The following is a 13,589-nucleotide window of genomic DNA, read 5'->3' as shown; positions in this document are numbered from 1 at the left end:
GCACGAATGCCGACGTTTCCGCAGGAAAGCCCCTCGGGGAAGAGGCCCCGCAAAGAAAAGACCGCCAAAACCTCCCCCAAATCGTACAGTTTGCCCGACGGTGCGACAGGGCACCGCCGGGCAAACACGATAACCGTTTACGCGAGGCGCTCGTTGATGAGCTTGGCGATCGCGGCGGGGTCGTCGGTCGACTTGACGGCGGCGCGGAAGGCCTCGTCAGTCAGGGCCGTAGCCACCTTGGAAAGAATCTGCAGGTGGGAGGTGCCCGCCTCGGACTTGGGGACGAGCAGCGCGATGACACAGATGACCGGGGACTCGTCCATGGTCTCCCAAGAGGCGATGCCCTCGGAGCTCTTGAGCACCATGACCTGGGCGGCCTTCACCGTATCGGACTTGGCATGCGGGATGGCGAAGCCCTCGACCATGCCCGTGGTGCCCTCTGCCTCACGCTTGAGGAAGGCGGCGTACAGCTCGGCGGAGTCCTCGGCGATACCCGCCTCAACGGCACGCTCGGAGATAAGGGCCAGGGCGGCGTCGCGATTCTCGACCGTCTGGCCGCAGAACACGTTGGAAGCCTTGACGAAGCCCTCATCGGAAGCCTGCTCAGCCTCGATGGCGGCAACCTCTGCCGTGGCGACCTCGGCCTCAGCGGCCTTTTGGGCCTTCGTCCACTCGTGCTTCTTGAAGGCGACGAACAGGATGCCGCCCACAACGGTGCCGATGGCGATGGCGAGCACCCACATGGGGGCGTTCTCGACGACGGGCAGGACCAGGAAGCCACCGTGAGGCGCGGGGTCGTGGACACCGAACATGAGGCTCAGGATGGAGGCGATGGAGGAGCCGATCATCATGATGGGCATGACCGGCCAGATGTTCTTGGTCATGAACGGGATGGCGCCCTCGGTGATGTGGGTGCAACCCAGGATGAAGTTCACGATACCGGCGTCATGGTCCTCCTGGGAGAAGTACTTCTTGCCCACGACAACCGCGAAGGTGGTGATCAGCGGCGGGACGATGCACGCGGCGGAGACGGCGGCCATGAAGTTGGTACCGAAGTTGTAGGTCTCGGTGCCCACACCGGCGGCAAGGGCCTCGGTGAGCATGGCGGTGCCGGTGACATAGGCGGCCTTGTTGACCGGGCCACCCATGTCGACGGCGCACATGCAGCCGATGGCAAGGCCGAGCACGATGGCGCCGGAGGCGGACAGGCCCTTGAGGAAGTCCATCATCGCGGTGTTGATGGCGGCCATGGGACCGGAGATGGCGAGCATGACCAGGCCGACGATGAGGGTGGAGAACAGCGGGTAGAGGAAGATCGCCTTAAGGCCGTTGAGGTTGGCCGGGAGCTTGGCGAAGACCTTCTCGAGCAGCAGGATGACGTAGCCGGCCAGGAAGCCGCCCACGATACCGCCGAGGAAGCCAAAGCCCACGCCCGCGCCGCCGGCGTCGATCATGCCGGTCGTGGCGTTGACGGGCAGGCCCTGGATGGCGATCATGCCGGCGACGAAGCCGGGGACGAGCGCCGGGCGCTTACCGATGGACTCGGCGATATAGGCGGAGAGCACCGGAACCATGAGGCCCATGGCCACACCGCCGATGATCTTGAGCATCGCGGCGAAGCTGTTGTAGTCGGCCGCGGTGGAATCGAAGGACGTGATGCCCCACAGGAAGGACAGCGCGGTGAGCACGCCGCCGGCGACGACGAACACCAGCATGTGGGAGACGCCGTTCATGAGGTGCTTGTAGAGCTGATGGCCGAAAGACTCCTTCTCACCGGCGGCCTCGGCGGACTCGACGGCAACGGCCAGGCTCGGATCGGCCTTGGCAACCAGGGCGTCGTCGATCAGCTTGCCTGCGGACTCGACGGCGATGGCGCGGGACACGCCCACAGAGACCATGGGCTTGCCGGCGAAGCGCTCGGCATGGACGTCCTTATCGGCGGCGACCACGACGGCGCGAGCGCCGGCGATCTCGGCGGCGGTGAGCTCATTCTCAACACCCACCTGGCCGTGCGTCTCAACCTTGATGGTGAGGCCTCGCTCGGCCGCGGCCTTCTCGAGTGCCTCCTTAGCCATGAAGGTGTGGGCAATGCCGGTGGGGCAGCCCGTGGCAGCGACGATGTCGTACTTCTCTGCCATATTCCCTCCCTTATACTCGTGCACCCCTTTGGTGCTTGTTGACGGGAACAATCTATCACGCGGGCATTTGATGACTTTCTTTCACGTTCACATCTTTCCGTGAAAGGTATTTCAGCGCCGGCGAACGGTATGAAACTTCCATTCATCTAATTGATGATGAAAGAAACTAATCATTGGGTATCCTAGATGTATATGAAACCGAGGAGGAACCATGTCCACGATCACCGAATTGCCCAGCGCCCTGCCGCTCATCACATCTTCGCGGCAGTTCCTCGACAGCGAGCAGCGCATCGTCGACTTCATCCTGGCCAATACCGACCGTGCGCCCCAGATGACATCTGCCCAGCTCGCTCGCGCGAGCAGTACCTCCGAAGCGTCCGTCTCGCGCTTCTGCAAGAAACTTGGATTCAAGAATTACCGCTCGTTCCAATTCTCCCTCGCACGCGACCTTGCGGCCCGCGAGGGCGATGAGCGCGTGACGGGCGAAGTCACCCTCGATGACATCGAGCAATCCCTCGCCAACATCAAACATGCCAAGCAGCGTGAGATCGAGGCGACGCTCGATGCGCTCGATCCTGACACACTGCGCCGCGTCGTCGATCTATTCCGACGTGCGGGACTCGTCATGTTCGCCGCCGTGGGCAACACGAACGCCGTCGCCATCGACGCGGCCATCAAGTTCGGCCAACTCGGCATCCGTTGCGTCGCGAACACCATCACGGAGAGCTCGACCTCGCTCGCCCTCACCATGGGCAAGGACGATGTGCTGGTGCTGGTCTCGAATTCGGGCAAGTCCCAGCGACTCGAGCGCATCCTGCGCGCGGCCAAACACGGCGGCGCGACCGTCATTCTCATCTGCGGAAACGAGAACGCACCCCTCGCCCGGTTGGCGGACATCGTACTGCGCACCGTCAACTACGAGGCATTGCTCACGACCGTCGACTTCACGTTCTCCAAGATCTCGGCTACGCTGATCATCGAGGTGATCTACAGTTTCCTGCTGTCCGTCATGCCGGGAGCCCGCGACCGCATCAGCGGCTACGAGGAGCTCATCCAACCCGACAAGGAGATGGAGTAGCCCCGTCCGGCCGGGATGGAAGGCGAAAGGACGCAGACACCTACGCGCTCAGGCTGTCGATCTCTTCGAGCCAAAGTGCCGCGGAAGCGTCGCTGGGCATACGCCAATCGCCGCGCGGGCTCACGCTCACGGAGCCTACCTTGGGGCCGTCCGGCAGGCAGCTACGCTTGAACTGCTGGGCAAAGAAACGGCGGTAGAACGTGCGCAGCCAGAACAGGATCGTCGCCGGCTCGTAGGCGGGCGCCCCGTCTACCCCGGGCTCCGCAAAGGCACGGCAGGCCATGCGGTAGATCTTCCCAGGCGCAAAGCCATAGCGCATCATATGGAACAAGAAGAAGTCGTGCAGCTCATAGGGACCGACGAGCTCCTCGGTGCACTGCGCGATCTCGCCGTCGCCGCCGGGCGGCAATAGCTCGGGTGAGACGGGCGTGTCGAGGATATCGCGGAGGATCGCGGCCGTCTCCCCGCCCAACGAATCGGCGGCGTGCGACACCAAATGGCGCACGAGCGTCTTGGGCACGCCGGCATTCACGCCATACATGCTCATATGGTCCGCGTTGTAGGTGGCCCAACCGAGCGCGAGCTCGGACAGGTCGCCCGTGCCGATCACGAAGCCGCCGAGCTCGTTGGAAAGATCCATGAGGACCTGGGTGCGTTCGCGGGCCTGGGCGTTCTCGTAGGTGACGTCCGTCACACTCGGGTCGTGACCGATGTCGGCAAAATGCGCGCGCACAGCCTCGCCGATCGCGATGGTGCGAAAGTCGACGCCCAATTGCTCGGCCAGGCGCTCGGCGTTGGACTTGGTGCGGCCCGTGGTGCCGAAGCCGGGCATGGACACCGCATGGACGCCCGTGCGGGGCAACCCCAGCATATCGAAGGCGCGCACCGTGACGAGCAGGGCGAGCGTGGAATCGAGGCCGCCCGACAGGCCGATGACGGCCGAGTGGGTACCGGTATGGGCGAGGCGCGTCTTGAGACCGGCGGCCTGCAGGTCGAGAATCTCCTCGCAGGACGCGGCGCGCTGCGTGGGGTCCGCGGGCACGAACGGCGTACGCGGAGCGGGGCGCAGCACATCGAGGGCGGAATTGAGCAGCAGCTCGGTGTCCTCGGCGGGAAGGACCGCGGGCTGATTGGGCGCATCCGCGATGGACTCGCCGGCGGCGGGGGCGTCCTCACCGGTTTCCGCGAAGCTGAAGTCGATCGTCTGCAGATGCCCCATGCACCACTCGCCGGCGCGCCACGTGTTGGAGCGTCGGCGCTCGGCGGTGAGTTTTTCCAGGTCCACATCGGCCACGGCCATCTCGCGCGAGAACAGCGAAGTGCTCGCCACGATCGAGCCATTCTCAGCGATGAGGTTCTCGCCCGAGAAGACAAGATCGGTGGTGGACTCGCCCTCGCCCGCGTTGGCGTAGGCGTAGGCGCAGTACAGGCGCGCGCTCTGACCAGACACGAGGCTGCGGCGGTACGCCGACTTGCCCAAGACCTCACTCGACGCGCTCGCGTTCAGAATGACCGTCGCGCCGCCGGAAAGCGCCATGTCAACCGAGGGCGGGTTGGGGACCCACAGGTCCTCGCAGACCTCGACGCCGATGCGCACGTCCTCGAGGCCGGGGTCGGAACAGGTGTAGACGATGCCGCCCATGAGAGGCACGGGGTCCTGGCCGGCGAACGGGATGAACCCCGCCCCGTTCATGGGCGCGGGCGCGAACCAGCGCTGCTCGTAAAACTCGCCGTAGTTGGGCAGATGGCGTTTGACGGTGAGGCCCAGCAGGCGCCCCGCGCAGCATGCGGCGACGCAGTTGTAGACGTTCTCACGATGCGCCACGGGTAGGCCCACGGTGAACAGCAGCGGCGTGTCGGATGTGTCCTCGAGCAAGCCGGAGAGCGCGGACTCAGCTGCGCGCAGCAGGGCGCGGTCGTGGAACAGGTCGCCGCAGGTATAACCCGTGAGGCAGAGCTCGGGCAAGGCCAACACGCGCGCACCGGCACGAACGGCCGCGTCGACGCACTCGAGAATGGCCGCGGCGTTGCCGGCCACATCCCCAACGCGGATCTTGGGCGTGGCCGCGGCGATGCGCAGATACCCGTCGCTCACCGCGATCTCACTCGTTGCCTGGCAAGCGGCCTTGACCTCGTCCATGCGAGCCTCCTGAACTGTTCGTCATTCACGACGCCTATTGTACCCGCCCCAGCGGACGGAAGCGCAGCGGACAAACGTCGCATTTGAACGACCGATGAGCGAACGGGGCCTTGGCAGACGGTGCTTTAGCCCACGCGTTTCGCCGCGGCGAGCGTCGGCCCGGCGACCTTGGTGTAGACCGCCAGCCAGATGAGGGACGCGCAAAAACCGCCGAGCACGTCCGAGGCGTAATGAACACCCAGGTACACACGGGAGAACCCGACGGCGGCAATCATCACGCACAAGAACACGGTCAATCCGACGCGTGCACGACGGTCGCGCACGTAGCGCCAGGTGAGCCAGATGAACAGCCCGAAGAACGCCATGGCCGCCATGGAGTGGCCGGAAGGGAAACTAAAGCCGCCGATCTCGACCAAGCGCAGGGAGACATCGGGGCGGGGACGCTGGATCGCGAACTTCAGCAGTTGGTTGAGGATGGTCGAACCGGCCAGGTTAATCGTGCAGAACCACCCCAATCCCCCAACGCCGCGGGAACGCCCGGCAAGCGCCACGGCAAAGATCAGGGCAAAGAGCGGCACCGGCGTGACCATGAACGAGACGGTCTCCATGACGGGGGTTAGCCATGCCGTGCGAACATGCCCGACCATGAGCGCGATGGCCGAGCGGTCGAGCGCCATGATCTCACCCGCCAGAACGCGATTGAGCAGGACGAGGAACACGAGCAGGCACACCGACACGATGACGAACCGCCTGTTATCGCACAGCCGCTGCGCGATATCGCCCACGCGTGCGATGCCATCGCCCAAACCAGTCGATTGCTTCTCCTCAGTCATAAAACCTCCGCCGGGCAGCGCGCCCATCGAACATGTTGTGCCGATTCCATGGCGGGATTGTACCCGCGCCCGCACGCGAGCAGCGAACCTTCGCCAAACCCACAGGCTCGCGACGCGTTTGACTCTGTCCGCACGGGACCATATCATCGAACAGAAGTTCGGAACACATGTTCGATGGGAGGATCCGATGGGAAAGCCGGCAGCGGGAGCACTCGGCCGTGAACGCACCTACATCTGCATAGACCTAAAGACGTTCTACGCCTCCGTCGAATGCGCCGCGCGCGGGCTCGATCCGTTCACGCAAAACCTCGTCGTGGCCGACACCTCACGCGGCCGCACCACCATCTGCCTGGCGATCAGCCCCGCCATGAAGAAGCTCGGCATACGCAACCGCTGCCGTCTCTTCGAGATTCCCCAAAACATCGACTACATTGCAGCCCCGCCCCGTATGCGCCACTACATGGAGATCTCGGCGCGCATCTACGGCATCTACCTTGAATATGTGAGCCCCCTGGACGTCCACGTCTACTCGATCGACGAGTGCTTCATCGACGCGACATCCTATCTGTCACTCTACGGCCTCACAGCGCGCGAGTTCGCCGATGAACTGCGCGGCGCCGTGCTCGCCCGCACCGGCATCACAGCGACCGCGGGCATCGGGCCCAACCTCTTCCTGGCGAAAGTCGCACTCGACATCACGGCCAAGCATGAGGACAACGGCATCGGCGAACTGGATGAGGAGCGCTTCAGGCAAGATATCTGGCGCCATCGCCCCATCACGGATATATGGGGGATCGGTCCGGGCACCGCCGAGCGCCTTGCGAAGTACCGCGTCTACGACCTCATGGGCGTCGCCGCGCTCGACGAGCGCATCCTCTACCGTGAGTTCGGCGTAAACGCCGAATACCTCATCGACCATGCGCACGGCATCGAACCCTGCACCATCGCGGAGATACAGGCATACCGTCCGCAGGCGACCTCCATGGTGAACGGGCAGGTGCTCTCCCGCAACTACAGCTACGACGAAGCGCTCACCGTGCTCCGCGAGATGGTGGACGCCTCGGTGCTCGAGCTCGTCGAACGGGGCGTGGTGGCCAGTTCGATCTCGCTGTATGTGGGCTACGGCAGCGAAGTCCGCGAGCTTCGAAGACTCGACGCAAGCGGCAGCGCCTCATACGTGGACGGCTGCGGACATCGGCGCAGCACCACCGCGGAGGATATCCCCCGCATCACGCCGCGGCCGGGTGAGAACCGCGTCGAACCCACGCGGAACGGCGATCGCGAACGCGACCTCTACGCCGAGGGCGCGCGGCGCGCGGGGGCATTCACCGGGGAACATGGAACGAGACCTGCCGGCGGGAGAGGCGCATACGCGCACGCGGGTAAGCAACGCAAGCTGCAGGAGCGAACGAACTCGCGCCGCAAGCTTCAAGAATACTTCGAGCGCCTGTTCGCCGAGTCGGTCGATCCTCGGCGCCCAATCAAGCGGGTGAACATCGGTTTTGGCGACCTGCTCCCCGAGGAGCTGGCCACCATCGACCTCTTCACCGACGTCGAGGCAGAGGCCCGGGAACGGGAACTGCAGCGCGCCATCATCGATGTGAAGGGGCGGTATGGAAAAAACGCACTCGTCATGGGGCGGAGCCTGCGCCCCGAGGCGACGGGGCGCGAGCGCAACGAACAGGTGGGAGGACACCATGCGTGATCACATGGATGCACAAGAGGCCACGGGGGCGGGCCCACTGACGGCAAACGGCAAACCGAGGGCGAGCAGGGCGGCCCAGTTCATGCCCTTCGCCGCCCTCACCGGCTACTACGAACTCGCGCGGCAGCAGGAGCGCATCACCGAGCCCCGCCACGAGCTCACCGATGAGGAGGCCTTGGCCCTTTCCCGTACGATCATGCAGGTGAAAAAAGGCGATCTGGTGCACGTGACCTATTACGACTGGGACACCTACCGCACCGTGTCGGGCATCGTCGCCCGCATCGACTTTGCGTTTCGGCGAATACAGGTCGTAAAGACCGTCATCGGCTTCGATGACATCTTGGCCATCAAACGCTAGCGCCACCGGCGCGGGTGGTGCCACAATGGAACAGATCGGGCTTGCGGAAGATGGAGCCGCCAGGCCATCCTCTCATGACCCGCACCGCATACCAAGCCGAGGAGGCAGCATGGAAGATGTGAAGAGGACCGTACACCGCACCACCGCGGAGCACATCATCAAGAAACTCGCGATTCGCAACATGACCGGCCACTACCGCGATACCGCCGCAGAGGCGGTCGAGCTCGCACGCGACCTCGTAGAACCGGGCCAAAGCGTCACCTGGGGCGGAAGCGTCTCGTTTTCCGAAAGCGGCATCAAAGCGGCCCTGGAGGCCGACGGTCACCGCATGATCGACCGCTCGCAGGCCACCACGCCTGAGGAGCAAGATGCCATGTGGCGCGAGCAGGTCGGCGCAGACTGGTTCTTCATGGGCACCAACGCCATCACACTCGACGGCGAACTCGTCAACATCGACGGCAACGCCAACCGCCTCGCCCTGCTGCTCCATGGTCCCAAGCATGTCTGCGTCATCGCCGGCATGAACAAAGTCGTGGCGGATGTCGAAAGCGGGCTCAAGCGCATCCGCACCGTCACATGCCCGCTCAACGCCGCGCGCCTACACACCGGTACCCCGTGCGAACTCGCCGGCGTCTGCTCGAACTGCCACGCCGAGAAATGCATGTGCTGCCAGGAGGTAATCACCCGCCACTCGCGCCACGATGGGCGCATCCACGTCATCCTCGTCGGAGAGGACCTCGGCTTTTAAGAACCTGCGCGTCGGAGAGCCCGACGGGAAAGGACATCCATGAACAATTTCACCTTCTGCTCCCCCACCAAGTTCGTATTCGGCCGCAGCGTCACCGATACGGTCGGCGCCGAGCTGGCGGAAGCCGGATATCGACGCGCCCTGATCGTGTACGGCCAGGGCTCCGTGGTCCGCACGGGCACGCTCGACCGCGTAAAGGCCTCACTCGACGCCGCCGGCGTGTCCCATGTCGAACTGGGTGGCGTGCGCCCCAACCCCGAGATCGCCCTCGTGCGCGAGGGCGCGGCGCTCGCCGAGCACGAGCAGGTCGACATAGTCTTGCCGGTCGGCGGCGGCTCGGCGATGGACTGCGCCAAGGGGATCGCAATCGCCACGGGCTATACCGGCGATGCCTGGGACTTCTGGTCCAAAAAGGCAACCGTCGAGCACTGCCTGCCGATCGCGACCGTAGTGACCATCCCCGCCTCCGGCTCCGAAGCCTCCAACTCCTGCGTCATCAGCAATGACGCCGAGGGGCTCAAGAGCGGCTGCAACAGCGAGCTCATCCGCCCCAAGATTGCCTTCCTGGATCCCGAACTCACCTTCACCCTCCCGCCGTATCAGACGGCGGCGGGGGTGACCGACATGATCGCCCACATCATGGAGCGCTTTTTCTCCGGAGAGCCCGCGGTGGGCGCGACCGACAACATCGCCTGCGGCCTCATCCGCGCAGCCATCGATGCGGCTCACATCGTAATGGACGAACCCGAGAACTACGATGCGCGAGCCGAGCTCATGTGGATCGGAACGCTCGCACACAACGGCCTGGCAGGCTGCGGTCTGGGCATCCCCGGCATGCGCGACGGCGACTGGTCCTGTCACGGCATGGAACATGAAGTCTCGGCCGCCGATCCGCGCATCACGCACGGCGCGGGCCTTGCCGTCATCTTCCCCGCGTGGATGCGCCACGTGTGGAAGAGCCATCCCGAGCGCTTCCTCACCTTCGGCGCCGAGGTGTTCGGCATCGAACCCATCGACCCCGAGGTGGACGACCTGTCCGCCATCGATGAGAAGATCACGCCCGAGCGTGCAGTACATGACGCCGTCGAAGCAACCATCGACGAACTGCAGGACTTCTTCATGTCCATGGGCATGCCCTCCACGCTCGGAGAGCTTGGTATCACGGAAGGCGACATCGACCAGATGATCCGCGGTCTGCGCGTGAACCGCGGAGAGAGCTTCGGCACGTTCCGCAAGCTCACCCTGGAAGACGCCCGGGCAATCTACGAGAGCGCACTGTAGCCCGGACCCGCTTGCACGACAACGCCCCATCCGAAAGGCGCCTCGCAGCCCCTCATGCCGGGAGCCGCGAGGCGCCTTCTCGCATATTCCGACGACAAACCAGCCGACGTGCCTATCCCCTCATGAAGACAAGGGTCTGCCCCTTCGCATCTTCCTGGGATAGATCGGGGTCGAACGTATAACCAACATCGAAATGCTTGAGCTCCTCAGCACGATGCACTCCACGCTCCGCCATCCAGCGAACCATGCTGCCGCGCGCGATCTTGCTCGCAGTCGAACGCTGGACGGGCCTGCCGTTGCGCAAGCCCTCACCGAAGATGCACGTGACCTCACGTGTTCCGTCAGGTCGATGCGGGAGCACCGCCTTGGAATACTCCACGCTGGCCAGATTCACAATTTCAACCACATCACCAGACTGCACGTCCAGCTCGGCACACACGGCCCGTGCGATTGAATCGCCCCAAAACGCATAGAGATTCTTCTCCCCATCCACGGACAATTTGGCACCCATCTCCAATCGATACGGCTGAACCGCGTCGAACGGTCGAACACAGCCGTAGAGCGCGGAAAGCACCCACAGATGTCCCTGTAACCACTCGAGCGCAGCGGCGTCGAGCACGTCCGGCGCCATGCTGCGAAATTGAATGCCCACGTAAGAGAAGATCGCGGGAGAGACAAGACGAGACAGCTCCGCATCCCCAAGGAGGCTCGCGTCGGCAATGTCTCGATAGCTATGCAGGCGTTCCACGTTCTCGGCCAACAACTTGTCGTTGACGCCCCACAGTGCTTGCAGCCCCTCGCTCCCCTGCTCACGCTCGATTGCGCGCAGAGCGTCCATGACGCGGGCGGTCTTCTCCGAAAGCGGCGGAATGCCCCGTGGGACAAACCCATCACGAGCCAGCTGCATCTGCTTTGCGGGAGAGATGATGACCTGCAACATGAAAAAGCCTCCGAGCGCTCGAGTACCCGACCCATTATGTCAAAGGTACCCGGGCGCTCGGGGCGCATGCACGAAATCGATGTTCGCCTACGAGATATGGCCGAGGAAATCCTTGGTTCGCTCAGATTGCGGATGGTCGAACACCTGCTCGGGAGTCCCTTGTTCCACGATAACGCCTCCGTCCATGAACACCACGCGATCGGCGACGTCACGGGCGAACTGCATCTCGTGCGTGACGACGATCATGGTCATCCCCTCGCGAGCCAAGTCGCGCATGACGCCCAACACGTCGCGCACGAGCTCGGGGTCGAGCGCACTCGTCGCCTCGTCGAAAAGCATGACGTGCGGGTTCATGGCCAGGGCGCGCGCTATGGCGACGCGCTGCTGCTGACCGCCAGAAAGCTGAGAAGGCATAAAATCCACGCGGTCGGCAAGGCCGACCTTCCCCAGCTCCTCGACCGCGATGCGCTCAGCCTCCTCACGGCTACGCTTGAGCACCTTTTGCTGCGCGATCATCACGTTCTTTTTCGCCGAGAGGTGCGGGAACAGGTTGAACTGCTGAAACACCATGCCCAAGGTCGAGCGGACCTTGTTGATGTCCACGCCCTTCCCGGTAATGTCTACGCCCTCGACCACGATCGAGCCCGCGGTGGGCGTCTCGAGCAGGTTGACGCACCTCAGCATCGTCGACTTGCCAGAGCCCGACGGCCCCAGTACCACGACGACCTCGCCGCGATGTACGTCCAGATCGATTCCGCGCAGGACCTCGTTGCCGCCGTACGCCTTGTGCAGTCCTCGAATCTGCACCACGGGGGCATCGCCAGCAGAGGGCGCCGCTTGAACACCGGCATCGGTGCCCGCACCCGCGCGCCCGCCAACGGGCGCACCCTCGACCGCGGTGTCGCACTTCGTCACATCAGTCATCTCAAACACTCCCTACAGGCTGGCGATATGGTCGGCGGGCGTGGGCACCATGGTTCCTGCGCTCTTGGTGGGCTTCTTGCCGAGGGGGCCCGCATTGGTGCCCGCTGTGGCGCCGGTAAGACGCGACTCGAGCAGGCTCACCACGCGAGCGAGCGGCAATGTCACCACGAGGTAGAAGAGGGCGGCGACCACATAGGGCGTGATGGACCCGGTCGTGGCCACGATGGTCTTCGCGTACATCACGATCTCCATCACGCCCACAGCCGCGAGCAGCGAGGTGTCCTTGTACAGCAAGATGAACTCGCTGGTGAGCGTAGGAATCACGTTGCGGAACGTCTGCGGGACGATAATCGACACCATGGTCTGGGCGGCGCTCATCCCCAGCGAACGAGCGGCTTCCGACTGACCCTTGGGGATGGACTGGATGCCCGCACGGAAGATCTCGCACAGGTAAGCGGCGGAGTTCATCGCCATGACGATGACGCCGAGCGTGTAGTTGTCGATGTTGACTCCGGCGAGCGGCAGGCCGAAGAACGCGATGTAGATCTGCAGGAACGCCGGTGTGCCGCGGATGAGGTTCACATACACAGCCGCAAGTGCGCGCAAAATGCGCGACTTCGAGATGCGCATGAGCGCGAACAGGAAGCCGAACGGGATCGCCAGCGGGAACGCAACGAGTACGATGGCGACCGACATCAAAAAGCCGCCAAAGATGATGGGCAGACTGCTTACGATGAGCACGGGGTTGAAGAACAGACGCAAGAACGTGTTGGAGTTCCATACCTCGACCCAGGGCTGCTCCTCAAGGAAGGCCTTGAACTGGTCGAACGGCGTCACACCCTCGATCTCGACCGCAGGAATGCCGTCGACGTCATGCTCGTGCCCATCCGCAAGCGTATAGGAGCCCGTGCATTGCATCGCGCCGCCTGTAGCGGGAAAGACGACACCGTAGAGCTCGACTCGGAAGAACCGCCCCGCCGGAGCCGCCTCGGGGAACACGAGCTCAAGCGTCTCGCCCTCGACCTTGATCTTGGGTTCGATGAACGCGCGCTCCATGAGGTCCTCACCTGAAAGCATGGTGAGGCGGAGGTCTTCGGTTGTGAAGGACGTGCCCTCGGGAACGGTGAGCGAGAGCCCCGTGAGCTCCTCATCCGCATCCGCCTGGACCTCCCAGGTGATGCGCGTCTCGGCCCCGCCGAGGACCTCACTGCCCGCGTCTCCGTTGGGCTGGCAGGTGAGCTTTTCGACCTCGAGTGCGTGGGCGGGGACGGCGCCCGTGCCGCATGTCACCCCGAACGCCACCCAGACGAGGCACATCGCGACGCACAGGCGCGCCGCGATGCGGAGCACCGCACAAGGAGGCGTCCCCGATGTTCCCCTCGTCAAAGAAATCCCGGTATCCATGGCTCTTTCCTCTTTCAATCATGCGGGGCGCTCTGCCGTA

Annotated in this window: 11 protein-coding genes; 5 read left to right on the top strand and 6 right to left on the bottom strand. The window is 64.0% G+C overall.

What is annotated here, in order from left to right:
* Nucleotides 1–137: 137 nt before the first annotated feature.
* Nucleotides 138–2,138 carry a fructose-specific PTS transporter subunit EIIC gene (locus FY258_RS02870; RefSeq protein ID WP_118102959.1) on the bottom strand — a complete coding sequence of 667 codons (2,001 nt, stop codon included), beginning with the start codon at nucleotides 2,136–2,138 and terminating at the stop codon, nucleotides 138–140.
* Between the two features lie 211 nt (nucleotides 2,139–2,349).
* Here FY258_RS02870 and FY258_RS02865 point away from each other — a divergent pair, with 211 nt between their 5' ends.
* Nucleotides 2,350–3,216: a MurR/RpiR family transcriptional regulator gene (locus FY258_RS02865; RefSeq protein WP_118102957.1), complete on the top strand. Its 867-nt coding sequence runs from the start codon at nucleotides 2,350–2,352 to the stop codon at nucleotides 3,214–3,216.
* Nucleotides 3,217–3,256: 40 nt separating this feature from the next.
* Here FY258_RS02865 and FY258_RS02860 read toward each other — a convergent pair whose 3' ends face one another.
* Nucleotides 3,257–5,356 carry an NAD(+) synthase gene (locus FY258_RS02860; RefSeq protein WP_118102955.1) on the bottom strand — a complete coding sequence of 700 codons (2,100 nt, stop codon included), beginning with the start codon at nucleotides 5,354–5,356 and terminating at the stop codon, nucleotides 3,257–3,259.
* A gap of 125 nt (nucleotides 5,357–5,481) precedes the next feature.
* Complete coding sequence (locus FY258_RS02855) at nucleotides 5,482–6,189, bottom strand: phosphatase PAP2 family protein (RefSeq protein WP_259324417.1); 708 nt, start codon at nucleotides 6,187–6,189, stop codon at nucleotides 5,482–5,484.
* 187 nt (nucleotides 6,190–6,376) lie between these two features.
* On the opposite strand from FY258_RS02855, the gene FY258_RS02850 reads away from it, so the two are divergent.
* From FY258_RS02850 to FY258_RS02835, 4 genes are all read left to right on the top strand, one after another.
* Nucleotides 6,377–7,894, top strand: coding sequence for a Y-family DNA polymerase (locus tag FY258_RS02850; protein WP_118102951.1), 1,518 nt, complete (start codon nucleotides 6,377–6,379; stop codon nucleotides 7,892–7,894).
* Nucleotides 7,887–8,252 (top strand): YolD-like family protein, encoded by a 366-nt coding sequence (locus FY258_RS02845; protein WP_118102949.1) that lies wholly within the window; start codon nucleotides 7,887–7,889, stop codon nucleotides 8,250–8,252. The genes FY258_RS02850 and FY258_RS02845 overlap by 8 nt, the downstream gene beginning before the upstream one ends.
* A gap of 109 nt (nucleotides 8,253–8,361) precedes the next feature.
* A complete protein-coding gene (locus tag FY258_RS02840; protein WP_118102947.1) occupies nucleotides 8,362–9,000 on the top strand; it encodes a lactate utilization protein in 639 nt (212 codons plus the stop codon).
* Between the two features lie 39 nt (nucleotides 9,001–9,039).
* Nucleotides 9,040–10,281: an iron-containing alcohol dehydrogenase gene (locus FY258_RS02835; protein WP_118102945.1), complete on the top strand. Its 1,242-nt coding sequence runs from the start codon at nucleotides 9,040–9,042 to the stop codon at nucleotides 10,279–10,281.
* 112 nt (nucleotides 10,282–10,393) lie between these two features.
* On the opposite strand, the gene FY258_RS02830 is transcribed toward FY258_RS02835, so the two are convergent.
* The 3 genes from FY258_RS02830 to FY258_RS02820 all read right to left on the bottom strand — a co-directional run bounded on the left by FY258_RS02830 (nucleotide 10,394) and on the right by FY258_RS02820 (nucleotide 13,549).
* Nucleotides 10,394–11,221, bottom strand: a complete 828-nt coding sequence (locus FY258_RS02830) for a YaaA family protein (RefSeq protein WP_118102943.1) — start codon at nucleotides 11,219–11,221, stop codon at nucleotides 10,394–10,396.
* An 87-nt stretch (nucleotides 11,222–11,308) separates the two neighbouring features.
* Nucleotides 11,309–12,145 (bottom strand): amino acid ABC transporter ATP-binding protein, encoded by an 837-nt coding sequence (locus FY258_RS02825; protein ID WP_310592051.1) that lies wholly within the window; start codon nucleotides 12,143–12,145, stop codon nucleotides 11,309–11,311.
* A gap of 12 nt (nucleotides 12,146–12,157) precedes the next feature.
* Nucleotides 12,158–13,549, bottom strand: coding sequence for an amino acid ABC transporter permease (locus FY258_RS02820; protein WP_118102941.1), 1,392 nt, complete (start codon nucleotides 13,547–13,549; stop codon nucleotides 12,158–12,160).
* Nucleotides 13,550–13,589 lie beyond the last annotated feature (40 nt).

It is taken from the genome of Collinsella intestinalis, assembly GCF_902364775.2.
Lineage (GTDB): Bacteria > Actinomycetota > Coriobacteriia > Coriobacteriales > Coriobacteriaceae > Collinsella.
Note: the sequence above shows the minus strand (reverse complement) of the source record. Positions and strands in the feature narration are given on the sequence as shown.